Genomic DNA, 25,906 nt, shown 5'->3' on the forward strand with positions numbered 1-25,906 from the left:
TGGCTGCCATACCAGCGTTTTTTATAAAACGATTAATTGATGCTGATTCGATAAAAAAATACTCAAATGCGACTCAAGATCACAACAACATTCCTAAGGTAAGCTCCACCCTCAAAGGGTTTACTCGGCTTAAAAAGCTTGAAAAAAGATCCCAAAGGCACTGAAAATCGCCACAAACCAAGAGAGGGATCGTAAGGTGCCTTTATTCAATAGATATAAAATCTGATACGCAAAGCGCGCCACAATATGCACAATGGCTAACCATTCGGCTGTAGGTGTCACCTTGCCGGTTGCGATGACAGTCAGCACCGCCAAGCCAAATATCAGCAGTGATTCAAACGCATTTTGATGCCCCGCTAACGCCCGAGCACCAAATCCAGTTAACTGCGCCTGCTGGCTGCGAGGATGATGGTTATCATAACCACCCGCTTTAGCCATCGCCCAGGCCACAGGACCTTTGGCTAAGTACGGCAATAACATGGCGACAAACAAACAAGTCAGTAGTGTATTCATAGGATTCCCTTATTGCTTAGAACAATAAATGCATATCAAACAGTGCGTTGTAGTGCTTATAACAGTGAATTTACTAGCAAAAGGCGATTGATTAACGTGCCTTATCTAAGGCATCGCAAACGGCCTTTACACCAAGTAAAGCTCTAGGCGTCGCGCGGTGTAATAAATCGGCATTTAATTGATAAATATGCTGGTTTTTAACGGCGGGGATTTCGGTCCATTTACGCCAATCAATCCCTTTAACATTGCCTTCTTCTTCGCTTTGTAAAATCACCTCGGGCAAGGTCAGTAGCACATTCTCAAGACTCACCTGCGGATAATCACTCGCCGCATCATAAAAGACATTTTGCCCATGGCACACGCCAATAATCTGCTGGATCCAACTGTTTTTCGCAACCGTCATTAAGGGCGTCGACCACAACTGATAAAACACTTTAGGCTCAGATTTAGCGGCGTTTTCATTGCGGAGTCGAAGCAGCTCGCGGCGATAATCCGTTGCCACTTGATTAGCCTGCTCCACATGCCCCGTTAATTGGCCTAACTCTTCAATTTCTTTGGCAACATCTTCAAGGGTGTTTGGGGAACTGCTGTACAGTTTAAAACCTAAGTTTTTGAGTTGGTTGATATCCTCGGCTTTATTGCCCGTATCCCACACCACAATCAGATCGGGATTAAGCTCTAATACGCGCTCAATCTGAATACCATAATAACCACCAATACTAGGGATTTTTTTCGCCGCTTCGGGATAATCCGCATAATCTGTGGCGGCCACAATCGTCTCTCCCGCACCAATGGCATAAAGCATTTCAACCGCGTGGGGAGACAACGCAATAATACGTTTTGCTGGCTCTGCGATAGCTGATATAGGTAACAGGGCAAGACTGACACCTAGGATAATAATGCGTCGAATTAACATGAAATTCCTTATGATTTAATCGATTAACTTTTCTGGCCAGCCATATTTTTCAAGGTAGGTCTGCAAGTTTTTAGGGCGATACTGAGGATCTTGATCCCAACGCACCTTGACCGAATGATGCAACAATACAGGCGCAACATTCGGGTCAAGCGCCCGCAAATACGGCTGCTTAATCCGATAAAAACTACGGCGTGAATCGTGCAGCGTCGCCAAGGGATTAGGGCGTAAACTGGCCATTAAATGTGGCTCGAGACTTAAATTAAACCGCTCAGCCTCAGCGATCATCCACTCAAGGGCATTATCTGACAATAAAGAGCCATCTTTATCCGGCTGATAACTGCCGCCAATATTGCTATGGGCGCCAGCAAACCACACTTGCTGCATATCCATATTGTCGCGTAATTGCCAGATAGTGGGCTCAAAGTCGCTGCGATGCTCGTCTATCGCCAAGGCATGGCGGGCAACACGCACATTGCGACCAATTTTAGTGTCGTAAAACTCATCTTTATCTTCAAATAAGCCGAGGAAGGAAATCGGGATCCCCATAGCGCCCACCGTATCCCACACCCCAACAAACTTAATCTCCCGTGATTCATGGCTGTGCTTTTGTCTAAACTCAACGGATTTATCGCCGCTTGGAGCAAAGGGCGCGCTGCTTTTTTTATAGTGGTCAAAGGCTTGTTGGATAAGCCTCGCATCGGGGCGCTTAAGAATACCGCAGTTATTGATAAGGCCACACAGGCAACGCACTGTGTATGCGCCTCGGCTAAAGCCAAAGAGATAAATCTCATCGCCAGGGGAGTAGTTCTGCACGATATAACGGTAACCATCCATGATATTTTTATGCAGCCCACGCCCTGTCGCGCCGCCAATCACTTCATCGTAATAGGAGCCCACACCCCAATCGTAAAACACCTGCTGGGGTTTTCCATCGGCCGCCATCGGGCTAATGGCCCGCGCCAGACGTAGCACATTGGTGGGAAAATCCACCTTAAGGTCTTTCTCGGGTCGATTCCAAGTACCGTCAGCACAAATCACAATACGTTTATTCATCGCATCATCCTTGAGTTATCCATGCCCACAAAAGCGCTCAATAGAACGCTAACGGATTTTATCTCGGAACAACAGCCTTAATTAGTGTTGAAGCACTGCTTACGGCGTTTGCTCACTCACCAAACTCACTAAGATTATTCACTCTGCTTAATAATCAAATCCAGGCTGCGCTTTAATGCCCGCTTCGAAGGCATGTTTAATGGGTTGCACTTCACTTACCGTATCGGCCAGCTCGATAATCGCTCGGTGGCAGGCGCGGCCAGTGATAATCACATGCTGCATAGATGGACGGTTTTTAAGTGCAGTCAGTACCCGTTCGACATCAAGATAGTGATAACTCACCATATAGGTCAGCTCATCGAGCATCACGCAATCAATGCTCTCGTCTTGCAGTAAAGCTTCAGCTGCTTCCCAAGCGACTAGGGCGGCTGCGGTATCCTTTTCTTTATCTTGGGTTTCCCAAGTAAAGCCTGTACCCATCACATGAAAACTAACGCCTGCGCCTTCAAGTAGATTACGCTCACCGCATTCCCAAGTGCCCTTGATAAATTGCACTACCGCCGCTTTTTTGCCATGACCCACCGCGCGGGCAACAGTACCAAAACCTGAGGTCGACTTGCCTTTGCCATTGCCCGTTAGGACTAACAAAATGCCCTTTTCATCCTGAGCGGCGGCAATTTTTGCATCAACCCCCGCTTTGAGTTTTTGTTGGCGCGCTTTGTGGCGTTCAGCCTTTAATTGTTCTTGGTTATTATCGTTTGCTGTTGTCATGGTTTGGTATTCATCCTACGGCTTAACTGATGCGGTTAAGATTGCCTGTAATTGTGGTAAATCTAGATGCTCGGCTAGTACATCAGCCAAACGATTCAACTGTTGTTCGCGAATTTCATTGATATCAATTGCTTGCGCATCTTCTAATCCCGCCCAGCGCAGAATTAACTGGCACGCCTCAGGGCTGTCGAATAGCCCGTGTAAATAAGTGCCTAGCACTTGCCCGTCCTCACTTAAGCAGCCGTCAGCAAAAGACTTTTCCGCCTGTTCATCGTAAGTTAGCTCATTGTTCAAGCGTAATGGTGCGCCCTTGGCGGCATCACTGGAGGTGAGATATTGGGACTCACCGCAGTGGATCTCATAACCTTTGACCGCCACAGTCTGCCCTAACAATCTCAACTCACCTGCGACGCTACGTAACTGCTTTTCGGCTTTAAATTGGGTGGTTATGGGTAAATAACCCAAACCTTGGCTAGTCCCAAGCACATCTTCTATCCCTAACGGATCGGCAATGCGCTCACCCAGCATTTGATAACCACCGCAAATTCCCAGCACTTTACCGCCGTAGCGCAAATGCTTAGCAATTTGCTTATCCCAGCCTTGCTCACGTAAAAAAGCCAAATCGGCTCGCACATTTTTACTGCCGGGTAAAATCAGCAGATCGGCGACAATATCTTGTGTCTGAGCTAAGGCTTGCGTCTGGAGTGACACATAATCAAAATCGATATCGGGATGAAGCCTGAGGGGATCAAAATCCGTGTGATTGCTGGTGCGTGGATATACCAGCACTCGCACTTTAAAACGACTCTTGGCCTGCTTAGTTGGCGAGTCAGTGAGCGCATCCTCGGCATCTAAGTGCAAATCATGCAAATAGGGCAGCACGCCTAATACTGGCTTTTGCGTATACGTCTCAAGCCAATCAATACCAGGCTGCAACAGGCTGATATCACCGCGAAAGCGATTGATCACAAACCCCTTTACCCGCGCCTGTTCTGACTCGGATAACAGCGCCAAGGTCCCGACCAAATGGGCAAACACGCCGCCTTTATCGATGTCGGCAATAATAATCACCGGGCAGTCAACCGCCTCGGCAAAACCCATATTGGCAATATCCCCAGCACGCAGGTTGATTTCAGCTGGGCTCCCCGCCCCTTCAACCACTATGGTGTGATATTGCTGACCTAGGCGTTCAAAGGAGTCCAAAACGGCATTAAGGGCCATGGCTTTATAATCTTTCGATTTTTCACCAAAAAAAGCCGAGGCTTCGAGTGTCGTTAACGCTTTACCCTGCACAATAATTTGGGCGCCCGTATCTGAACTGGGTTTGAGTAAAATCGGATTAAAATCAGTATGTGGCGCTAAATAACAGGCCGCGGCTTGCAGCGCCTGTGCGCGACCAATCTCGCCGCCATCAACAGTCACAGCACTATTAAGCGCCATATTCTGTGGTTTAAAAGGAGCGACGTTTACACCCTGACGGGCTAGCAATCGGCAAATTCCCGCCACCAACGTACTTTTACCCGCATCTGAGGTGGTGCCCTGCACCATTAATACTTTGGCGCCTTGGGACGATGTTTGAGGCAAACTAGCGGTTGACGTTTGATTGGTTGCCGTGGGATCTGCAACGTTATGTGAATGCATGGGCAAGGACATCACTCAATAGAGGAAATAAGATAAAAGGCGCTTCTTTTTATACGAACTAAATGCAAAAGCGGCTCAAAATAACATTCACAACTTGATTTAAATGCACCAGCTCATTTAAGAGCGCTAGCTCGATTTAAGCGTCAGCGGTAAACCCGCCACCACTAAGGTCACATTATCCGCAACAGCAGCAACATCTTGGTTTAACCAGCCAGCTTCATCCACAAATTGGCGACTCAGTTCCCCCAAGGGCACAATGCCTGAGCCTACTTCATTACTGATTAAAATCACCACACCTTCAAGTGTATTTAACGCACTGACAAAATCCGTTTTGGCCTGTCGCCAGTGGGCTAACACATCGTGTTGAGATGATGTCGCAAAAGCTAGGGCAAAATCTGATTCGGTCGAAGCTGGCTCAGCCTGTGGGTGGACAGCAAGTAATTGATTGGTTAACCAAAGCGTTAAGCAATCCACCATAATCACCCGCCCCGGCTTAGCTAAATGCTTAAGCTTGGCGGTTAATGTCAAGGGTTCTTCAATCAACTGCCAGTCGATATCGTCCTTGGCTCGGCCATCTTGATGTAAACGGATCCGACTGGCCATTTCAGCATCGAGTGCCTGCGCGGTTGCAACGTAGCAGGCATCGAATCCTAAAGCCGTATACTGGCGTACTAAGGTTTCACCGTAACGGCTCTTACCGCTACGAGCGCCGCCCAGCACTAAATGGATCACAGAATGCTACCTACAACGAGCAGCACGAAGTAACACACAATTTCACAAATTTGCTGCGCAGCGCCTAAGGTATCGCCTGTATAGCCGCCAATTTGACGTCTAAAGATCACCACGATCAAACGGCGCAATCCGATCATAATCAACAACAGCGACAGTGCAGCAATCCCCTTTAACACCAACAGCACTAACACACCACTGGCGATCAAAATAAATAGTTCATTAATGCCTTGGTGCTGCGCTAACGGCTTAGATTTACTGGACTCATCATCGCGCACATATTTTTCGGTGAAAATAAGGCTCGCGGCCACGACTCGACTCACAGTATGGGCGACAATCATCGCCGAACCAGCAACCACAGGGTCATAAAGCGCTAATTCCACCAATAATTGCCATTTAAGCATCAAGACAATAATCAAGGCCAAGGCACCATAACTACCAAGGCGCGAATCCTTCATAATGCGCAGCTTGTCTTCAGCCGTCCAACCGCCACCAAACCCATCGAAGGTATCGGCTAACCCATCTTCGTGGAAACCGCCCGTTAACAGCACGCCCGTTAACATCGACAGCAATACAGACACCCCAGCGGGTAACCAATTTTGAGTCAGCCAAAAAACGATGGCGCTTAACAGTCCCACCAGTAAACCCACTAAGCCAAAGTAACGACTGGCTTTATTGAGTTTATCGGCATCGACTTCGACCCATTTGGGCATAGGAATACGGGTAAAATAGCCCATGGCCACAAAAAATAAATCTATCTCTTTGTGCCAGCTTTCGCGTTCTGACATAAAGCATCCTTAGTGAATACACACTTGCAGCAAGGTTTAAAGTTAAAACGGTTAGCTAAAAGTTATTATTTTAAATTAAGTTAAATAAATAACTTAGCAGGGCTACATCATACAACAGCCTCAATCCCTGCATCACTAAAACTCGCCATTTGATTGTAAAAATTTACTGCGGCTTGAATTAACGGCAATGCTAAAGCTGCCCCCGTGCCTTCACCTAATCTAAGCCCCAAAGATAACAAGGGTTTAGCTTGCAAATATTCCAACATACGTTGATGGCCTTGCTCCTCGGAGCAATGGGCGAAAATCAGATAATCCCGCACATTAGCATTGATCGTCACCGCGACTAATGCGGCGGCGGTCGCAATAAAACCATCCACAACTACCAACATCTTGCGCTCAGCTGCAGCCAGCATGGCACCAGTCATTTGCACAATTTCAAACCCGCCAAGACAAGCAAGCACTTGTTTTGGCCCACTAAGCGCACTTTGATGCGATAGCAACGCCAGTTCTACCAAGGTTAACTTACGCGCTAAAGTGTCGCTATTAATGCCTGTACCGCGCCCCACACAGTCAGCTACATCTAATTGCATAATCGCCGCCATAATTGCCGCGGCAGAGGACGTGTTGCCAATCCCCATTTCACCAAACGCAACCAGATTACAGCCTGCTTGATGGTGACGCTCAATAAGCTCGCGCGCCATATCAAAGCCCTTATCCACACTCGTTAAAGGCATGGCTGGCTCCAAATGAATTGCAGCAGTACCCGCGCCAAGACGTTGATCGATAATCCCTTCTAGCCCCTCAACGGGTGTCAAAATACCGCAATCGATCACTTCAAGCGTAAAACCTAATTGGCGACAAAACACATTAATGGCCGCGCCGCCGTGGGCAAAGTTTTGCACCATTTGGTGGGTGACTTCACTTGGGGCAATCGAAACCCCTTCAGCGGCAATGCCGTGATCCCCTGCAAATACCAACATGGTCGGTTTGACTATCTGCAATTGTTGTGGCCCTTGAATGCGAGCAATTTGTAATGCTAAGGATTCGAGTTGTCCCAATGCACCTGGCGGCTTGGTCTTAAGATCGATTTTTTGTTGAATAACCTGATCCTGCGCTTTACTCACAGGCTCGATTTGAAATGACAGGCTTGATTGAGACATTCACACTCCAGTGACTAATTCGATTTCAATAACTCGTTCGATTTCAATAACTCGTTCGATAACAACTACGACGCATACAGCGGCTATTTTCCATACGCACTTAGTACTAAATTAGCTAATCCTCTGCGAAAAACGCGAGTTCAATTAGTTGCGCCGACGCAAAATCAGCAAAAAGAAAAAACTACCTATCGAGGCGGTGATAATACCAACGGGCAGTTCTTGATTACCCAGTAAACATCTCGCGAGCACATCAATCCACACCATAAACAAGCCGCCCACTAACGCGGTGAGCAAAATGGGCTGACGCCCGGGAAATAACAAGCGCACAGTATGGGGGATCATTAATCCAACAAAACCTATGCCACCACAGGTCGCCACTAAAACGGCGGTAATTAGCGAGCAGAGCAATAACATATTGAGGCGTAATTTAGGTACATTCACCCCTAAGGTGTGAGCCGTTTCATCCCCCGCCTGCAGGGCCATAATCTGCCGCTTCCAACCGAGGATGATAAAAAAACTTACCAATACAACGATGGATGGCAAAATTAAGAGCGGCCAACTGGCCTTAGCAAAACTGCCCAAACTCCAAAAAAGCACTGATGCCGTGGCCTGCGGGCTGGCAAAATACAACAGCAAGCTGGTTAATGCGCCAAACATAAACGATGTTGCCACCCCAGAGAGCAGCATGCGCTCAACTTGGCTGTTGAGCCCAAGCCCTGACAACGCGAGAACAATAAGAACGGATAAACTGGCACCAATAAAAGCGCCGAAAGGCAAACTAAACCACAGGAGCCCAGCAAACATTCCCGAGCCACTAAAAATCCCCGAATTGGCAATAACGCCAGCATTACCGAATAGACCAGAGCCAGTAAACAAGGTCAGCATCACCACAGCGCCAAAGGAGGCACCTGAACTGATGCCAAATAAATAAGGGTCAGCAAGGGGATTGCGAGTTACGGTTTGCAGCACACTGCCCGCTAAAGACAGCCCCGCCCCCGCCACAAACGCGAGCAATATCCGTGGCAACCTTAATTCCATCACAATCCGCTCCGTCATCGAGGCGGTAGTTGACGCACCGTCGTTGGCGAAAAATTGATTGAATAATTTAATAAACACATGCAACACATCTAAAAAGCTGATATTTGCCGCGCCAAAACTGGCGGCCGCAATCGGGGTCAGCAGGGCAAAACCCACCAAGCCAAGAATCAGCCATTGCTGGCGGGTTAATGGCGTTAAAATATGGGTTAAAGGATTCATCATTATCAGCTTAAACGTGTGAATCATGGCGTGTTTATCTCCCCGTTGATGTTATGGGGAGCGGATACAACCACATCATCCGTCGGTGATTTTTGATAACCATAAAAGTAATTAATTAAAGGATTGGCATGTTGTGGATGGGGCATCACTTGAGCGCAAACACCAAAAACTTGGGCAATGCGCTCCTCTGTTAATACCTCACTCGGCGTGCCCATGGCGCTCACTTGCCCCTTATCCAGTAGCAGCAAACTATCACACAGGGCACTTGCTAAATTCAGATCATGAATAGAGGCAATGACACTAATGCCAAGGCTTCGAACCAACTCCAAAATTTGTATTTGATAGCGCACATCGAGGTGGTTTGTGGGTTCATCTAAAATCAGTAACTGAGGTTGTTGCACGATAGCGCGGGCAATCAGTGCCCGTTGTTTCTCACCGCCGGAGAGCCTTTCATATTGCTGATAGCGCTTATGGCTAAGACCTACCTTTTCAAGCGCCTTGATAATTTTTTCACTATCACCGCTGGAATTAGTATCGAACATCCCTTTGTGGGGCGTGAGCCCCATAGCAACGAGTTGCTCTGTGGTCATATCAAAATAGTGCGGCGTATCCTGCTGCACCACAGCTACTTTGCAGGCAAATGCCTTGGGCGAAAGCTCGTTAATGTCCTGCGAAAACAAACTGATTTGCCCCAGAGTTGGGCGAATAAAACGATATATACAACGCAGTAAACTGGATTTACCCGCACCGTTAGGGCCGATTAATCCCAGCATTTCACCGCGTTGTAGGGCAAAGTTAATCCCTGAAAGAATGGTTTTGCCTTCGATGGTCCAACTTAATTGGCTGACATTGAGTGCCACATTAGCTAGCACCGCCGAAGATTGCACATCTGTTGACGTGGAAGGCTTCATTTAAAGCAGCTCCCACAGGCATATTTTGTACCCAAACCCAGTAGCACCATGGGCCACAGGGCGAAACGTATCAATATCATTTTCTGCTCCCTCGAGTCACCCGCTCGAGAACTAAGGCTGCACGCAGCGAAAACAGAAATAGGCAGGTCTCCTGACTTGTAGCAAAGAAGGTTCTAGGTTCTAGGTTCTAGGTTCTAGGTTCTAGGTTCTAGATTCTAGGCTCTAGATTCTAGGCACTTCTTTTAACTACTCACAGTTGCGGGTACAGTTCGGGCTGGCTGATGGGCAGCACCCCGATTCCCTATTATGTTTGGGTTGATCCGGCGTTTATAACGACTATTGCCTTAAGCGAATAGCGCAGGATAAAGCGAAATTCCCAACACCTATTTCTGCGACATTTAAACTTAGCGAACACCATGTGCTATCTCGCTCAAACGTCAGGGAAAAGCATTATCCTATATCTTGCTCATTAGGCAATGCAGTTTAAATCAGAAAATGTTCATCATCCCATTTAGCATGAGATTTCAAACTCAATCAGCATGGCCCGATGGCCAGTCTAAGCGCCAGTATCGAGTCCCATGTTTATCTTCGAGTACATTAATCGTCACCACCGCGGCAACCGGTAAAGTCAGTTGACTGTAAAACCCTACCGTTCTCACCGCCCCCAATGCTCTTGCCATTAAATGACGGATCACCCCGCCGTGGGTCAAAACCCAGATATTGGCTGTGGGTGCATCGGCATTACACTCGCCGTGGGCCTGTTCATCATCCAACGCCAGCAGGGCAAACTCTTTATTGAGGATCTGCTCTATTGCGCCATCGATACGAGCCTCAAAACTTGCCATCGTTTCACCATTGGGCGGCGACACGGTCCAAGGATCTTGCCAATAGGCCGCCATGCGCTCGCCATCCTGTTGATATAACTCATCGAGTAAGCGACCATCCCAATCGCCAAAATCCATTTCTTGTAGATCCTCCAGTAGGTTGACCTCAAGCGGCGAAGGCGTTGGTGCAGCTAAATGTGAACTCTCAGACAAGCTGGAATGCGGCTCCAGCGCCAACTCCTTGGCAAATTCAGCGCAGCGCCTTGAGGTGGAGCTGTAAATACCGTGGCATTCACTGGCCTGCAAAGCGACTGCTGCCAACATCTGCCGCCAGCCCTTCTCGCTCAGTGGAACATCGACTCTGCCACGTAAAATAGCCCCGCCCTCGCATTCCCCATGGCGTAACAGTAATAAGCGAACTTGTTTCATATATGCCTTTTAAAAATCTTAGGACCTAAACTCTAGATTCTAGATTCTAGATTCTCGCTCCTAATGACTTTCACCTTGCCCTGACAATCCGATGTCGCGTATTATGGACGTCTATACGTATAAATGTCCAAACCATAACGAACGACATTCAATAATAAAATGCAATTTACCGCAGAATTGCATATTTTTGGACTCAACTTAGCTGTAGTAAAGGTAATCATTTATGGCGATATCTCTCCATCGAGCCAGCCAAACACTGGCAGACATTCGCAACCAGTTGTCAAAGCGCATTCTGATTTTAGACGGCGCCATGGGCACTATGATCCAAGGCTACAAGCTAGAAGAAGCCGATTACCGTGGCGAGCGTTTCAAGGATTGGCATACCGACGTTAAGGGCAATAACGATCTTTTAGTGCTCACGCAGCCACACATCATCAAACAAATTCACACCGACTACCTATTAGCCGGTGCGGATATTATTGAAACCAACACCTTTAACGCCACAACTATCGCCATGGCCGACTACGATATGCAGTCGCTGTCCGCCGAAATTAACCGTGAAGGTGCGCGCCTCGCCCGTGAGGCCTGTGATGAAATCGAAAAAGCCACGGGTAAACCACGTTATGTCGCCGGTGTGTTAGGACCCACTAACCGTACCTGCTCTATCAGCCCCGATGTTAACGATCCCGGATATCGTAATATCCACTTTGATGAGTTAGTGACCGCTTACTGCGAATCGACCCGCGCCCTGATTGAAGGCGGCGCCGATATCATTATGGTCGAGACCATCTTCGATACCTTAAACGCTAAGGCCGCATTATTTGCCATCGAAACCGTGTTCGATGAACTCTTTGGCGCTAACTCGCCAGCACGTTTGCCAGTGATGATCTCCGGCACTATTACCGATGCCTCGGGCCGAACCCTTACCGGACAAACCACCGAAGCCTTTTATAACTCCCTTCGCCATATCAAGCCGTTATCTATCGGCCTTAACTGCGCCCTTGGGCCAAAAGAGCTGCGTCCCTACGTTGAAGAACTGTCACGCATCGCCGAATGTTATGTGTCGGCGCACCCTAACGCGGGTCTACCAAACGAGTTTGGCGGTTACGATGAAACCCCAAAAGACATGGCCAGCGTTATCCAAGAATGGGCCCGTGAAGGCATGCTCAACATTATTGGCGGCTGCTGTGGTAGCACACCCGAGCATATTAAGGTCATTCGCGAAGCGGTGGAACCGTTTGCCCCGCGCGTATTACCCGAGATCCCCGTCGCCTGCCGTTTAGCAGGTTTGGAACCGCTCACTATCGACGCCCAAACCCTGTTTGTGAACGTGGGTGAGCGCACCAACGTTACTGGCTCGGCCAAATTTTTAAAGCTGATCAAAGAAGGCAAGTTCGAACAGGCGCTCGATGTCGCCCGTGAACAGGTAGAAAGCGGCGCGCAGATCATCGACATCAACATGGACGAAGGCATGCTCGATGGCGTGGAGGTGATGCATAAGTTCTTAAATCTTATCGCCTCTGAGCCAGATATCAGCCGCGTGCCGATTATGATCGACTCCTCGAAGTGGGAAGTGATTGAAGCGGGCCTCAAATGTATTCAAGGCAAGGGTATTGTTAACTCTATCTCCCTCAAAGAAGGCGAAGAGAAGTTTATCGAGCAGGCAACCCTCGTTAAACGCTACGGCGCGGCGGCCATTATTATGGCGTTCGACGAGCAAGGCCAAGCCGATACGAAGGCGCGCAAAGTCGAAATCTGTACCCGCGCCTACCGCGTGCTGGTCGATAAGGTCGGCTTTCCGCCCGAAGACATTATCTTCGACCCGAACATCTTCGCCATTGCCACGGGTATCGATGAGCACGATAACTATGCTGTCGATTTTATTGATGCCATTAAAGAAATTAAGGCCACCCTGCCCCACGCGATGATTTCGGGCGGGGTATCGAACGTGTCGTTCTCCTTCCGCGGTAACAACCCAGTGCGTGAGGCGATTCACGCAGTATTCCTGTACCACGCGATTAAAGTCGGTATGGATATGGGGATTGTCAACGCGGGCCAGTTAGCGATTTTTGACGATATCGACCCAGAGCTTAAAGTACGGGTCGAGAACGTGGTGCTCAACCTGCCTTGCCCGGTTGAAGGCTCGAGCAATACCGAGCAATTGCTTGATATTGCTGAAAAATTCCGTGGCGATGGCTCAAGTGCCGCTAAAAAAGAAGATTTAGAATGGCGCTCATGGCCAGTTAATCAACGTCTCGCCCATGCGCTGGTGAAAGGCATCACCGAATTTATCGACGAAGATACTGAAGCGGCTCGCCAAGCTGCCTCCCGTCCGCTGGATGTGATTGAAGGCCCGCTAATGGACGGTATGAATATCGTCGGCGACCTGTTTGGCTCGGGTAAAATGTTCCTGCCACAGGTGGTCAAATCCGCGCGGGTGATGAAAAAGGCCGTGGCCTACCTCAATCCCTTTATTGAAAAAGAAAAAGTCGCAGGTCAGTCGAACGGTAAGATTTTGATGGTGACCGTAAAAGGCGATGTGCACGATATCGGCAAGAATATTGTCGGCGTGGTGCTTGCCTGCAATGGCTTTGAAGTGTTCGATTTAGGCGTGATGGTGTCAGTAGAGCGCATTCTTGAGGCGGTGAAAGAACACAATATCGATATTATCGGCATGTCAGGGCTTATCACCCCAAGCCTCGATGAGATGGTGCACAATGTGAAAACCTTCCACCGTGAAGGGCTCACCATTCCAGCGATTATCGGCGGCGCTACCTGCTCGAAAATCCATACTGCGGTGAAGATTGCGCCGCATTATCCCCATGGCGCGATTTACATTGCCGATGCCTCGCGCGCAGTGCCTATGGTCAGCAAGCTAGTCAGCAATGAAACTCGCCAAGCGACCATTGATGAAACCTACGCCGAGTATGACGATATGCGCACCAAGCGTTTATCCCAAGCTAAGCGTAAGGAAATCGTCTCGCTAGAGGCCGCCCGTCAAAACCGCTGCCAGCACGATTGGGCCAACTACACCCCATTCAAACCTAACGTGCTCGGTCGCCAAGTATTTGAAGACTATCCATTAACCGATTTAGTCGACCGCATCGACTGGACGCCCTTCTTCCGCGCATGGGAGCTGCACGGTCATTACCCTGAAATCTTAACCGACAAAGTAGTCGGCGTTGAGGCGCAAAAGCTGTTCGCCGATGGTCAGGCGATGCTTACAAAAATCATCGAAGAAAAATGGCTCACCGCCAAGGGCGTGATTGGGCTATTCCCCGCCAATACCGTCAACTTCGATGATATTGAGCTGTACACAGATGAGACTCGCACAGAGGTTGAGCTGACCACCCATCACCTGCGGATGCAACTTGAGCGGGTCGGTAACGATAACTTCTGTCTGGCCGATTTTGTCGCGCCCAAAGACTCAGGCGTTGCCGACTATATGGGCGGCTTTGCGGTTACCGCAGGCCATGGGATTGATGAGCATATCGCCCGCTTTGAGGCGAACCATGATGACTACAACGCCATTATGCTCAAGTGTTTAGCCGACCGTTTAGCCGAAGCCTTTGCCGAGCGGATGCACGAGCGCGTACGTAAAGAGTTTTGGGGTTATGCCGCCGATGAGCAGCTCGATAACGAGGCGTTAATTCGCGAAAAATACAAGGGCATTCGCCCTGCACCGGGTTACCCCGCTTGCCCGGATCACACCGAAAAAGGCCTGTTGTGGGAACTGTTAAAGCCGAATGAAACCATCGACTTAAACATTACCGAAAGCTACGCCATGTTCCCTACCGCCGCAGTATCGGGCTGGTACTTTGCCCACCCGAAATCCCGCTACTTTGGCGTGAGTAATATTGGTCGCGATCAGGTGGAGGATTACGCGAAGCGTAAAGGGATGACTGTTGCAGAGACGGAGAAGTGGCTAGCGCCAGTGCTTGACTATGATCCCGAGTAATCGGGATTTAGATTACGCTAACGCGGTTTGAGATCTAAGATCGGTCTTGCGACCGAAAAGGTCGTGGGGCTTCACCCCACACCCGATGTTGCTGGTTCGTTTTGCATTGCGAACTAGCAACCATATCGCTGTAAGGTGATGATGTAACTCATTGCCTGCCGCAGGCTTTAGCACTGTTACCCCAGTGACACGCCGTGCATACATCCTTGTAGGCTCTACTAAAACATCCATGTTTTAGAAGGTCACTGGTGCAACAGTGCCCTATCTGGTGTACCCATTACGCTCTGCAAAAATTGCATGGGCTAATTCAGAAAAAATCATCATATAAAAGACTTATTTCGCGCTTATTCGAAAATCACCGATTTTCATTCGCCCCTTCCCCAAAAGCTACGCAGACGTACTGTCTGCGTCACGCGCCATTTTTCAATAAAGAGTCTTCATCGCCCTTCAGAAACTTCGCAGGGGATGGGTGAACTTCTGTAAGAGTAGAGTTAACTTTTTGCATTCAAAAAGCTATGCATCTCCTGTTATTTCCGTTCTGGAATTCCATTTCACACAAGGATAAATAGAGTTAACGAGGGGGATTAAAATGTGACTGAAGTTGCTTGATTCGCTCTGGGATCAAATCCATTTTATTGTCGGTGTTTAACTCATCACAATTTTCAGCGACAACCCGTTCTACGCCAGTTTCATCAGTAAAATAGAGTTTTTCGCAGTCGCATCTCAGTTTAGCGATGAGCGGCTTTTCCGCTTTAGCTTGGCGAACCTCGGCAACCCAGCAGGAATCAGCACAACCGCAGGAATGATAAATCAGCTCCTCACCAGAGACAGGCCAATCCAGCTGATATTCGCCTGCCAGCGCATTACTCACACATAGCACAAGAGCAAAGAATACGAATAATAGATATCGAATCATTTTTAATCATCCAAGGCTTATCTGAGTTCCTTAAGGACTAAGCATTAAAGCACCTTATTTAATGCTTAACCTAAGAATAACCAGAAATTTACGATCGCGCACTAACAATGGATATCCATTTTATTCTGCGGATTTAGCAATGGGTGTCTAATCAAACTTTTATCAATAACCAAATAAAATTAATGGCTTCACCTAAAAACCAAAACTAAATAACTAATAAATAAGAAAACAGCTTAGTAAAAACTAATTCCTAGCGATTTATTCATGCTGACATAAGAATGTGATTTTTAATTTTATAAATCCTATCAACAATATGATCAAAATCGGCCCCACCAATAAAAGAAAAAGCGAGATTTTTTATCGACTTATTATTTATACCATCTCTTATTTTATAAAGGCATTTATGAAATGCTCCTGTCGAACAGAACTGACAAGTAATAATTTCACCGCCAGAGCACATTCCATTAAGAGAGTTAATACTTTTTAAAATTTCGACTGAAAAAGATTCAACCAACCACTTACCCTTTGAAATACTTTTTAAAGTCATTAAGTTTGGAGACAAGTCAAGATGAGCAGCAAATCTATCTAGTTCATCAATCTTACTTAAAATAGCATGTTGAATTTTAACATCATTTAGTCTACCTGTTGGGTAAGAATAAAAGAATATTGACTTATATTCAGAATCCAAAGAAGCTCTTAATGCTTCGAGTGAAAAGTAATATAAACTTAGTAGATTTTTTTCCACATCCTTAAAGATCTTAACACAAAGATCTTCATTAATTAAACTCTTACCAGCCTTAGTACATAAACAAAGAATATTATGCAACACATCTTTAGAAACAAAATAACTTTCAATAGAGTAGTATTCAAGTACCAATATCGGTTCCAAAGCAGGCAATTCATTTCTATAATCCCTAACATCCTTATCGATAATACCTAAAATGTGTTCATCCAGCTTATACTTGCTATTTTTAATATTGTTAAGCTCTCTTATAGCTGTAATAACCTGCTCACACCCTTCCGAATACCCTTCAATATTTTCAACAGCATAAATTTCTACTTCGAATGGAACCCTTGCCGATAACTGATTATAAATAAGAATATCATCCATCCCTTCAACAATTATTGCTGGAACACCTGTCATTACAGCTTCATTGAAGATTTCATCTATTTCATAAAAATTTCCTGACATTTACGATCTCCAAACCTTCAGTTCAGAAAGGAAATTCGGATTTCTCTTAGCTAATGCCGGAGAATGAGAAGCAACAATAATTTGAGTCGTAGGTAACAGAGCTGAAAAAATAGACATCAACTCTCGCTGCCACTTTATATTCAATGATATTTCAGGCTCATCAATAATTAAAAAATTACGATCCTGCCCCTCAAAAAGAACCAAAGCTAAAAAAGTTAATATATGTCTTTCCCCACTTGAAAGCTCGTTTACAGTATGGTGCTCACCATCAATTTCAACATAAACCTCCCTACCATTAACAAATAGTTTTTTACCATCTATTAAATATCCATTAAATTTGTCAACCAATAAGTTAATAGAACTTAAAACAAGCTTTTCAACTTCCAATTCATCAATCATATTTTCAAAAAGTTGACTTAGTAATGAATGTCCTAGTATTTTATCTAGCTCACCCTTCTGGTTAATTTTATTTAAAATATTAACAATTCTATTTTTAAAGTTATTATCCTCACCATCATCAAGAGCCTCTATAATTCTATCTTTATTTTCCAATATCCTTTGCCCTAACACTTCACTATTTGAAACTTTTGTTGAAGGGTTACTATTTTCTATATCGATAGCAACTGACAAGGTATCAAATAGTGCGCTTTGAATTTTTCGTGTAGCTGTGAACCTAGCTATCCTATAACGTTGCAACAAAAGCTCTTCAATATTTTCAATCTTAATATTCTGTAAATATAAATGATGCTTTCCAAAGTCAATTTCAGGCCTTCTATTTCTATATTTAACAGCATTTCGCCTTCTAATAAAGAATGATAACTCCTCAGATAATTCAAAAATTTTCTTTCTCTGAAAGCCAACTGAACGAGCTTCGTTAAAAAAATCATTATTTTTATTGAAATTCATAAAAAAATCATAGAATAGCTCAGGATCAATATTCACAGCCTGAGTGCTTACACCTCGTTCAACACCTAAAGAAAGAGATCTGGAATTTTGTAAAAAACTATTTTCAAATTCTTCCCAGTTAAAGACCCCATCATCCATTGAGACTATAACATCTCTTACATTACCACCATCAGATATTTTACATTCAATACGATTAACACCTAATGCCTTTAATGAACTTTCATCTTGAGAAAGAAATGCGCTAATAGCTTTTAAAAATGTTGTTTTCCCACAACCATTATCACCGAAAATAATAGTAACATTATCATCAGAAAAATTAACACTAGCAAATCTATCTCTTGATTTAAAGTTGTGAAATGTTATTTCATCAATTCTCATAAAAACTCCATTTTTTTAAAATTAAAACTTAAAATGATTAAAAACCAATCAAGATAACTATTAAATATTAAGTAAAAACTAAAATCTATTGAATATTTGTAGAATCATAAACTCTATCAAATTCTGCTTTGGCATCGGCTTTATGGTTTAGACAGTTAACCATATGCTCATCTGACTTATAGTTTTTGCAGTCTTCGGGGACGATATAGTATTTGCGCCATGCTTCGGCTTTACGTATGCGTGCCGCTTCATTTTGCTGAGCGATACGTTGCTGTTCCGCAGCCCGCTGAATTGCAATTTGTTGCTGTTGATATTCAATAATCTTGCGTTCTTTTGCGGCTTGTTGGCGAGCAAGTTCAGTTTGCTTTTGTTGCATAGCAAACTCATTAAGCCCTTGCGTCAGGCGGTATTCGATATAACTCAAATAGCCAATTCGCACTAACAAAGTGACCAAACCCGCTAACAAGATCCCTAAGGTAATTTGTAAAACTGATTTCATTCCAAAATCCATTTCTATTCTGAACAGCTCTTTTCATCAGAAAACATAAATACTACGGGATACACCAGAACTGGCATTGTTGCACCAGTGACGTTGAGAAAAATGGGCAGGTCATAGTAATACTAACCTGCCATTCCTGTGCTTTACATTCCATGAGTCATTTCTGGTTATTTAGCAAACTTGCATCCACTGTTTAGCAATTAGAGCTTTAACAATTAAAGAATGTAGCATAATCAGTTTAATCTAAACTCTATTGCACCAATATCAATGACTTTTGTTCCATTGTTATCACCGTCAATTGGTCTTGCTACACCATATAAATCGACATCTACGTTTAACGGCACACCAGCATCAATTACCGGTGAGTTACTAAAAGGATATCCATTATTATCAAGTAAAGGATCGGCAAAAAAAGTATTCACTTCAACTTGTTGGTCCTGCATATCTATATACACCCCCCTAACATCATTAACTATATTATTACTTAAGTTAATGCTGCTTCCAGAAGCAAACTTATACAAAGTACTAGCATACGAAGCATTATCAATTAAATATCTAGATTTTGAAACGATATTGTTATCGATTGACATTTTATAATATGGCTCATCAAGCCCATAATAAATAAGCTTCACTACAGATTCTAGCCCAAGAAAAGTATTATTGTAGATTTCTAATTCAGAGGACATACTTGCATTAAGAAACTGACATCCGAAATATAAATCAGGCGCATCCAAAAGATTGCCAAAATATATATTATTCACTAGTCTAGTCTTAGTATTTTGTGCAACAGCATAATTACCGCTTTCAATCCTAGGGCAATGGTAATCATCATCCAAATTACTAGATACGTAACCATTATCGAGAGCCTTACCTATCAATATATTTTGTTCAAAAAGCATCTCTCCGCTATTTAAAATGGATACTGACATGAGGTTGTTTGGTGTACCATCAAATAAATTACGTGTAATAGCACCTCCACTACCCTCTACCTTTATATAGTGATTAGCTAAGGTAAAACCATTTACACTACTATTTTTATCAATAATTAAACTTGGTTGCCAAAATGAAGTTTCGCTGCTATAAAGCTTAGCACCTTTAGATTCCGCCTCTAATAGCGTTTGTTTTTTAGATAAATCTAAATCACCAATATAAATTCCTGCCGGAACATTAACTTTTTCACCATCGGCCGCCATATCAATCTGTTTTTGTAATGCTTCTGTAGATTGACCAACCACTATTGGAAATGGTATTGAAGATAACACTTTATCACCAGTTATAGAGCTGAGTGAATTGAATACTAACTTCCCTTCCCCTTGACTATCTCCCCTAATATCAAGTGTAAAACTATAAGCCCATTGATAGTCTTTAAAAACAATTTCGTTTCCAACCAAACAACTATACTTTTCATGGCTATTAACACATTCGGCACTTAATAATGTGATATTTTCCGGTATGTCCAGTCTAATTTTATTGCCGGTCACAGGATCAAAGCCACCAAATTTAGATTCTTGCTGATGAATTGTAAACGCTAGCTTTTGTGAAGTACCAACTAATTCCATCATATACTCTTGACGGTTATCAATCCACAATCGATAAGATACATCAGCAGCATGTCTTGCAACATCAATTGTTGCTTGGTTATTCGACAAATCCTCATCATGTCCAAGATGCTGTATTTTTGCAGTGATAACACTTTTAATCTCTGCTCCATTTGCTGTGTCAGCATTTAAATAGATCTCTTGAACAGCTTTATATCCTGGTGATATATTATCCCATTTACAGGTCAGTTCGAGCCGATTATCTGTTAAAGTACAAAAATTGGAATGAGCATAACTATCGCTATCAAAATAAACAGGAAGAGATGTTGAGTAGGTCGTCAACACTGTTCCGCTGTCAGTTGATTTTACATCACTTTCGACTTCAGCTTTTACGATAATCTTTTTAGAATAGCCTTGGGTTTCATGGGATAAAGTAACTCCGAGATCAGCAATTTTAGGAAGTATTTTTTTATCGTTAGGATGACCAAAAGATAAGAACTCTTGCAAATTTGTAAAGCCATCACCATCTAAATCTTGAGTCGCATCCAAAGCCGATGTTGGATTTAAACCAAAAGCCAACTCCCAACCATTAGTTATTCCATCGTTATCCGCATCCTCAAATGAGGTCAATATGGAGGGTTTATAGTATTCCTTTAAAAAAGCATATTCTTTATTTACCATGCCACTATGTAGCATAATTTTATAATAGGTGTAATTAGAGATTATGTTTCCTCTTAACTCCTTATAGAATTCAACTGAAAATGTAGCTTGACTACTGTTACTTCCCCTAACAACAAACTCACCACTTTCTTCATAGGCATGTACCATAGTGTTAAGTTTAAATAATTCATTCGTTTGGACATCCCAGAACCCTAAAGATGAATCGAATACGCGACCTTGTATCCTAAAACCATCATTTCCACATAACACCATCTCATTACCAGTTCTAATAAATTTAAAATTTGAAAATAAGATTTGTTTTTTATTATTTACATCTGAAAACATTAAATTATATGTTGCTTCAGTTTTTGCACAAGTTAAGTCCTGCTCTACATATTGTGCAGTACCAGCAAGTAAACTGTGACCTAAAGTACCTTTTACATCAACATCCTCAAAAATCACGGTACTATCAATAAGTATTCCATCGGTGGAAAATCGGTTTGCTCTCACAGTAGCTTTACCGTTAGTTGTCATACCATCTTCAACGCAATTAGTGAAAGCAATATTTTTTTCTTTATCTGAGCTTCCATTCGAAATTTTAATCGTTCCACCACCAGAGCAAGTCGAACCCAGTTCGCCACTTTGATCGTTATAGTCCGGTAGTAATTCAGGAATGAGTGTAAAGATGTACTTGTACACTTGGCCTAATGTTTCTGTATTCAATGGAGCTGCAGACTCAATACCTGCATATTGGTCTTTAATATTGATAAATTTAGACAAGGGATCTTTGGTGACAGGAGGTGGGGTAGGTGTTTCTGCTGAAGAATCTCCACCACCGCCACCACATGCTGAAAGACATAAACACAAAAGGGGTACAAGTGCATATTTCATATCATAACATCCATTTATTTGATTTTATTAAATTATTTAAAATATTCGGATAGGTATAACTTTCATTGTTTATAACTGACACTGAGGTTAAAAAAATTGGACAGGCACTTTTATGCCTTAACAATCGACCTATAACACCTGAGCCGAAGGAATACACCACCCCCTCGGAGTTGCCGCAGGGCATTTGCGTTCGTTGCGTGAGCGAGGCATGGATGCCGAGATAGCGTCAGTCGAATCAGGGACGAGCGTCTGACGCGATAGCATAAGAACGCTTAATGCCCAAGGGGCTTTCAACTCCGTTAGGGGCGGCAAGGGAGATCCAAGAGGGAATTGCTGTTGATCCCCTCTTGGTCGGGTGTGGGTTGAAGACCCACGACCTTGATTCACCTCGGCCGAAAGGCCGCTAAATAACCAGTTCACTACTTTGTGAACCGACAAAAATCTTTCCATGGCTACCGCACTTGGCCAACACCCATTAGCCAAGGGATTGCACTGCTGTAATGCTTTTATAGAATCTAGAATCTAGAATCTAGAACCTAGCACCTAGCACCTAGCACCTAGCACCTAGCACCTAGCACCTAGCACCTAGAGTCTTATCGCATATTGTTCAGGAGGTGTTCTTGCGAAATAAAGACACATCTTCCTGATGCAAGTGAACTGAATCGAGGTCACGATTAAGTTTCATCCTTGTTAAAAACCTAAGATAACGTTGTGCTGAACATCTGTCTACCACTTTCACATTACAAATTAGATAGTTAAGTGATGACTTAAGTTTATTTGAACGGATGCAGGCTTACTCAAGCCCACAAAAAACCAAGGGGCCCATAGGCCCCTAGTTGATAGCGTGTAAAAGTGCCTTATGCCGTAGCTAACAAAGGCTGATTTTTCGTTTTACGCAGATGATAAGCAGTGAAGAGCACAAACCACAGGGCGCTTACGGCGAATCCAGCTAAGGTTGAATGCATAATCCCCATGGCCAAATAGCCTAAGGTGGCGCCAAAGGCGATGGCTAACGCATAGGGTAGCTGGGTCATCACATGGTCAATATGGTGGCAACCTGCCCCCGTGGCCGACAAAATACTGGTGCTGGAAATCGGCGAGCTATGATCGCCAAACACTGAACCCGCGAGCACTGCGGCAAGCATTGGCAGCATTAACGCGATATCGCTGGCAGCGGCCATGTCGCCAGCCAGTGGCAACATAATACCAAAGGTGCCCCAACTGGTTCCGGTAGCAAATGCCATGGCGCAGGACAACACAAACACCACCGCAGGCAACACTTCAATTGGCAAGTTACCGTTGGCGAGGGAGGCCAGATATTTGCCAGTCTCAACATCGCGAACAACCGCACCAATCGCCCAGGCAAACAGCAAAATATTAATGGCGGGTAGCATGGCCATCACGCCTTGCGGGGCGGCTTTAAGCCAGTTTTTAGCACCCAATTTTAACCGCAGCGCAAGCAGAATTGACACCGCTAAGCTGCACAGCGCGCCATACACTAGCGAGGAGCCCACATTGGTGTTTTCAAAGGAGCCAAGTACGCTAAATGGCAGCTCTTTTTCATCCAATACTGCCGCACCAGAGGAAATCATAAAATACACGGTCGCGCCGGTGAGGGTTAGGATCGGCAATACCATATCGATCATGCCACCGTTACTTTCTTCAGGGCTTTCCATATCTAAGCCGATTGGACGAGGCTTAGTCGGATCCCAAAGCTTCCCTTCCAGCGCCCATGCTTCATGTTTACGCATTGGGCCGATATCCATTTGAAAGATAATCACCACCAGCACCATCAACAGGGTAAACACGGCATAGAGATTCATCGGGATCATCTCAACAAAGGCTGAGATTGGGCTTTGCTCACTAATGCCGTGGGCGGCCATAATGCCACCGATAAGCGCGATAATATAAGCGCCCCAAGAGGAGATGGGCATCAATACGCACACGGGCGCAGCGGTAGAATCTAAAAGATAAGCCAGTTTGGCGCGGGAGATTTGAAAGCGATCGGTCACCGGACGGCAAATAGCGCCAACCGACAAACTATGAAAAAAGTCGTCAATAAAAAACGCAAACACCATCACCCCAGTTAAGCCTTTCGCGCCGCGACGGGTCTTAGCGCGCTTAGCTGCCCACTCGGCAAAGGCGCGGGTGGCGCCAGAAACCGTCATCAGACTAATGAGTCCACCAAGCAGCAACATAAACAGCAACATATTGATATTGTCGCGATTAAGTGCGCCATCGACCCAAAAAATCTTCAGCACGGTATTGAACATATAGTGCAATGAATCAAGGGGAGAAAACTGATTGAGTAACAAACTGCCGGCCACAATCCCTACGCCAAGGGATAACAGTACGCGACGAGTGATGATCGCCAAGGCGACGGCTAATAAAGGGGGAAGCACTGACCAACCTGAGTCAGCAAAATGACTAATGTCCATGATCTCTTTTCACCAAAAAACGGGTGGAGATCTACCGAGAGGATAAAGAAACAAAACCTATAGGGAGGTATTACTCCTCAGCCCCTTCAGGTAGCGCTCCATAGTGGATGACTATGGCAGTCTTGCACCTATTTGATGCAAAACCAGCAGCTCGGTTTGATGACCTGGCTACTTCGGCGCTGACTCCTTTCCTTGTACATCTGCGGCATCACCCTCCGCACAAGTAGTCATAGGCAGCGCGCCTCTACTTAAAGGTATTCGAGCGGGCATTCTAGCGAGATGGGAACCGATAGCAAGTATTTTGATCCCACTCGCGTATAAAACAATGAATCACCTACAAGTTGGTAACACAAGAAACATCAGCCCATCAAGCGTTGCAATAGCGCCAAATGGACTTATACGAGTAAATGTTTACCAAAAAAATCTAAGGTTCTTGTCCATGCGAGCTCAGCCGTTGGCTCATCATAACGGGCGGTGGAGTCATTATGAAAACCATGATTCACATTCGGGTAAAGATAAGCGACGTAATCGGCTTTATTAGCCTTTAGCTGGGCTTCATACTCGGCCCATGTATCGTTAATCCGTTGATCTAAAGCGGCAAATTGCAACATCAGTGGGCCTTTCACGCGGCTGCGCAGCTCAGTTGCTGCGGGTGTGCCATAAAAAGGCACACCCGCCGCTAGCTCATCGGGAATGGTGGCGGCGAGCATATTGACGATATAGCCACCAAAGCAGAAACCGACGGCACCGAGTTTGCCATTACTCTGCGGGTGCGACCTTAAAAAGCGCGCGGCGGCGATAAAGTCCTGCTCGATTTTGGCTCTATCAAGGCTAGCTTGCATGGCGCGGCCCGCATCATCATTACCAGGATATCCACCAAGGCTGTAAAGCGCATCTGGGGCAAAGGCGATATACCCCTTGGCCGCTAAGCGGCGAGCCACATCTTCGATATAGGGATTTAAGCCACGATTTTCGTGCACCACCAATACCACAGGGGCTTTTTTACTGAGATCTAAGGTCTTAGGATCGCCCGCCTTTTGGCCTGGGATCAGCAACGCGTTTGGCAAGACTAAATAACCGCGGCCTTCACCATAACCATCGGGAGATGGAAACTTTACATAACTGGCTTGAATGCTGGGATCGTTAAAGGAGACTTGCTCGGCTAAGGCGTAATTAGGCATTAGTGCGCCCGTCAGCGTGGTCATGGTAAAACCCAGTGCCACAAGGCCCGCAAGGCGAGCCATAAACTCACGGCGGTCGATAATGCCGTGGGCATATTCGTCATACCAGTCAAAGGCTTCCTGAGGAATGACAGGGAAAGGTGGTGTGGTTAGTTCTGGCTTATGATCTGGGCTCATCGTTCTTTCTCCATTAAACAAGCTAACCACTGGTTTATATTCCCTAGCTTGTGAGTTATCTAGCGGCCTTACCAAGAGTAAAGGATGAGAGCTTATCAGGGCAATTAGCTTTATGCCGCCCATTTAATAATTCTCCACTCATCAATAGCCAATTTATGGTTGACCATGCGCCCAAATTGG

At 45.2% G+C, this 25,906-nt stretch carries 19 protein-coding genes and 2 riboswitches; of the genes, 1 reads left to right on the forward strand and 18 read right to left on the reverse strand.

Features of this window, described 5'->3' with window-relative positions:
- Nucleotides 1-129: 129 nt before the first annotated feature.
- The 11 genes from CEQ32_RS11420 to CEQ32_RS11470 all read right to left on the reverse strand — a co-directional run bounded on the left by CEQ32_RS11420 (nucleotide 130) and on the right by CEQ32_RS11470 (nucleotide 10,992).
- Entirely contained in the window at nucleotides 130-513 is a 384-nt protein-coding gene (locus CEQ32_RS11420; protein WP_037428426.1) for an MAPEG family protein, read from the reverse strand.
- Between the two features lie 91 nt (nucleotides 514-604).
- Nucleotides 605-1,429, reverse strand: coding sequence for a cobalamin-binding protein (locus CEQ32_RS11425; protein ID WP_037428429.1), 825 nt, complete (start codon nucleotides 1,427-1,429; stop codon nucleotides 605-607).
- Between the two features lie 15 nt (nucleotides 1,430-1,444).
- Entirely contained in the window at nucleotides 1,445-2,482 is a 1,038-nt protein-coding gene (locus tag CEQ32_RS11430) for a DUF2235 domain-containing protein (RefSeq protein ID WP_037428431.1), read from the reverse strand.
- A 147-nt stretch (nucleotides 2,483-2,629) separates the two neighbouring features.
- On the reverse strand, nucleotides 2,630-3,253 hold the full coding sequence (gene cobO / locus CEQ32_RS11435; RefSeq protein ID WP_037428432.1) for a cob(I)yrinic acid a,c-diamide adenosyltransferase: 624 nt from the start codon (nucleotides 3,251-3,253) through the stop codon (nucleotides 2,630-2,632).
- Nucleotides 3,254-3,268: 15 nt separating this feature from the next.
- Nucleotides 3,269-4,894: a cobyric acid synthase gene (locus CEQ32_RS11440; protein ID WP_181159804.1), complete on the reverse strand. Its 1,626-nt coding sequence runs from the start codon at nucleotides 4,892-4,894 to the stop codon at nucleotides 3,269-3,271.
- A 126-nt stretch (nucleotides 4,895-5,020) separates the two neighbouring features.
- Complete coding sequence (cobU, locus tag CEQ32_RS11445; protein ID WP_037428433.1) at nucleotides 5,021-5,626, reverse strand: bifunctional adenosylcobinamide kinase/adenosylcobinamide-phosphate guanylyltransferase; 606 nt, start codon at nucleotides 5,624-5,626, stop codon at nucleotides 5,021-5,023.
- Nucleotides 5,623-6,411 (reverse strand): adenosylcobinamide-GDP ribazoletransferase, encoded by a 789-nt coding sequence (locus tag CEQ32_RS11450; protein ID WP_037414785.1) that lies wholly within the window; start codon nucleotides 6,409-6,411, stop codon nucleotides 5,623-5,625. The genes cobU and CEQ32_RS11450 overlap by 4 nt, the downstream gene beginning before the upstream one ends.
- Nucleotides 6,412-6,518: 107 nt before the next feature.
- Nucleotides 6,519-7,571, reverse strand: coding sequence for a nicotinate-nucleotide--dimethylbenzimidazole phosphoribosyltransferase (gene cobT / locus CEQ32_RS11455; protein ID WP_037414788.1), 1,053 nt, complete (start codon nucleotides 7,569-7,571; stop codon nucleotides 6,519-6,521).
- Nucleotides 7,572-7,715: 144 nt separating this feature from the next.
- On the reverse strand, nucleotides 7,716-8,855 hold the full coding sequence (locus CEQ32_RS11460; protein WP_088586048.1) for a FecCD family ABC transporter permease: 1,140 nt from the start codon (nucleotides 8,853-8,855) through the stop codon (nucleotides 7,716-7,718).
- Nucleotides 8,852-9,739 (reverse strand): ABC transporter ATP-binding protein, encoded by an 888-nt coding sequence (locus CEQ32_RS11465; RefSeq protein ID WP_037414795.1) that lies wholly within the window; start codon nucleotides 9,737-9,739, stop codon nucleotides 8,852-8,854. Before CEQ32_RS11465 ends, CEQ32_RS11460 begins: the two co-directional genes overlap by 4 nt.
- A 123-nt stretch (nucleotides 9,740-9,862) precedes the next feature.
- Nucleotides 9,863-10,094, reverse strand: a riboswitch (cobalamin riboswitch).
- A gap of 175 nt (nucleotides 10,095-10,269) precedes the next feature.
- The gene (locus CEQ32_RS11470; RefSeq protein WP_037428434.1) at nucleotides 10,270-10,992 is read right to left on the reverse strand and encodes a histidine phosphatase family protein; all 723 of its coding nucleotides are present in this window, start codon (nucleotides 10,990-10,992) and stop codon (nucleotides 10,270-10,272) included.
- Nucleotides 10,993-11,215: 223 nt separating this feature from the next.
- Between CEQ32_RS11470 and metH the strand changes: the two genes are divergently transcribed.
- Nucleotides 11,216-14,950: a methionine synthase gene (metH, locus tag CEQ32_RS11475; RefSeq protein WP_037428437.1), complete on the forward strand. Its 3,735-nt coding sequence runs from the start codon at nucleotides 11,216-11,218 to the stop codon at nucleotides 14,948-14,950.
- Nucleotides 14,951-15,521: 571 nt separating this feature from the next.
- Here metH and CEQ32_RS11480 read toward each other — a convergent pair.
- The 7 genes from CEQ32_RS11480 to CEQ32_RS11510 all read right to left on the reverse strand — a co-directional run bounded on the left by CEQ32_RS11480 (nucleotide 15,522) and on the right by CEQ32_RS11510 (nucleotide 25,726).
- Nucleotides 15,522-15,866, reverse strand: coding sequence for a hypothetical protein (locus tag CEQ32_RS11480; protein ID WP_037428439.1), 345 nt, complete (start codon nucleotides 15,864-15,866; stop codon nucleotides 15,522-15,524).
- 262 nt (nucleotides 15,867-16,128) lie between these two features.
- Nucleotides 16,129-17,058: a DUF4435 domain-containing protein gene (locus CEQ32_RS11485; protein WP_037428440.1), complete on the reverse strand. Its 930-nt coding sequence runs from the start codon at nucleotides 17,056-17,058 to the stop codon at nucleotides 16,129-16,131.
- The gene (locus CEQ32_RS11490) at nucleotides 17,059-18,342 is read right to left on the reverse strand and encodes an AAA family ATPase (protein WP_088586049.1); all 1,284 of its coding nucleotides are present in this window, start codon (nucleotides 18,340-18,342) and stop codon (nucleotides 17,059-17,061) included. It lies immediately after the preceding gene.
- 85 nt (nucleotides 18,343-18,427) lie between these two features.
- Nucleotides 18,428-18,841 (reverse strand): hypothetical protein, encoded by a 414-nt coding sequence (locus CEQ32_RS11495; protein WP_037428445.1) that lies wholly within the window; start codon nucleotides 18,839-18,841, stop codon nucleotides 18,428-18,430.
- A 233-nt stretch (nucleotides 18,842-19,074) separates the two neighbouring features.
- On the reverse strand, nucleotides 19,075-21,930 hold the full coding sequence (locus CEQ32_RS11500) for a choice-of-anchor Q domain-containing protein (protein ID WP_088586050.1): 2,856 nt from the start codon (nucleotides 21,928-21,930) through the stop codon (nucleotides 19,075-19,077).
- Between the two features lie 857 nt (nucleotides 21,931-22,787).
- Entirely contained in the window at nucleotides 22,788-24,368 is a 1,581-nt protein-coding gene (locus CEQ32_RS11505) for a Na+/H+ antiporter NhaC family protein (RefSeq protein WP_037428721.1), read from the reverse strand.
- Between the two features lie 83 nt (nucleotides 24,369-24,451).
- A riboswitch (Lysine riboswitch) is annotated at nucleotides 24,452-24,623 on the reverse strand.
- A 140-nt stretch (nucleotides 24,624-24,763) separates the two neighbouring features.
- On the reverse strand, nucleotides 24,764-25,726 hold the full coding sequence (locus CEQ32_RS11510) for a dienelactone hydrolase family protein (RefSeq protein WP_037428724.1): 963 nt from the start codon (nucleotides 25,724-25,726) through the stop codon (nucleotides 24,764-24,766).
- Between the last annotated feature and the right edge of the window lie 180 nt (nucleotides 25,727-25,906).

This window comes from Shewanella sp. FDAARGOS_354 (assembly GCF_002209245.2).
Taxonomy (GTDB): Bacteria; Pseudomonadota; Gammaproteobacteria; order Enterobacterales; family Shewanellaceae; genus Shewanella; species Shewanella xiamenensis.

Bases quoted from the DNA above. Each gene is read 5' to 3' on its own strand.
- CEQ32_RS11420 (WP_037428426.1), bottom strand. From the start codon at position 513: ATGAATACACTACTGACTTGTTTGTTTGTCGCCATGTTATTGCCGTAC.
- CEQ32_RS11425 (WP_037428429.1), bottom strand. From the start codon at position 1,429: ATGTTAATTCGACGCATTATTATCCTAGGTGTCAGTCTTGCCCTGTTA.
- CEQ32_RS11430 (WP_037428431.1), bottom strand. From the start codon at position 2,482: ATGAATAAACGTATTGTGATTTGTGCTGACGGTACTTGGAATCGACCC.
- cobO (WP_037428432.1), bottom strand. From the start codon at position 3,253: ATGACAACAGCAAACGATAATAACCAAGAACAATTAAAGGCTGAACGC.
- CEQ32_RS11440 (WP_181159804.1), bottom strand. From the start codon at position 4,894: ATGCATTCACATAACGTTGCAGATCCCACGGCAACCAATCAAACGTCA.
- CEQ32_RS11450 (WP_037414785.1), bottom strand. From the start codon at position 6,411: ATGTCAGAACGCGAAAGCTGGCACAAAGAGATAGATTTATTTTTTGTG.
- cobT (WP_037414788.1), bottom strand. From the start codon at position 7,571: ATGTCTCAATCAAGCCTGTCATTTCAAATCGAGCCTGTGAGTAAAGCG.
- CEQ32_RS11460 (WP_088586048.1), bottom strand. From the start codon at position 8,855: ATGATTCACACGTTTAAGCTGATAATGATGAATCCTTTAACCCATATT.
- CEQ32_RS11465 (WP_037414795.1), bottom strand. From the start codon at position 9,739: ATGAAGCCTTCCACGTCAACAGATGTGCAATCTTCGGCGGTGCTAGCT.
- CEQ32_RS11470 (WP_037428434.1), bottom strand. From the start codon at position 10,992: ATGAAACAAGTTCGCTTATTACTGTTACGCCATGGGGAATGCGAGGGC.
- metH (WP_037428437.1), top strand. From the start codon at position 11,216: ATGGCGATATCTCTCCATCGAGCCAGCCAAACACTGGCAGACATTCGC.
- CEQ32_RS11480 (WP_037428439.1), bottom strand. From the start codon at position 15,866: ATGATTCGATATCTATTATTCGTATTCTTTGCTCTTGTGCTATGTGTG.
- CEQ32_RS11485 (WP_037428440.1), bottom strand. From the start codon at position 17,058: ATGTCAGGAAATTTTTATGAAATAGATGAAATCTTCAATGAAGCTGTA.
- CEQ32_RS11490 (WP_088586049.1), bottom strand. From the start codon at position 18,342: ATGAGAATTGATGAAATAACATTTCACAACTTTAAATCAAGAGATAGA.
- CEQ32_RS11495 (WP_037428445.1), bottom strand. From the start codon at position 18,841: ATGAAATCAGTTTTACAAATTACCTTAGGGATCTTGTTAGCGGGTTTG.
- CEQ32_RS11500 (WP_088586050.1), bottom strand. From the start codon at position 21,930: ATGAAATATGCACTTGTACCCCTTTTGTGTTTATGTCTTTCAGCATGT.
- CEQ32_RS11505 (WP_037428721.1), bottom strand. From the start codon at position 24,368: ATGGACATTAGTCATTTTGCTGACTCAGGTTGGTCAGTGCTTCCCCCT.
- CEQ32_RS11510 (WP_037428724.1), bottom strand. From the start codon at position 25,726: ATGAGCCCAGATCATAAGCCAGAACTAACCACACCACCTTTCCCTGTC.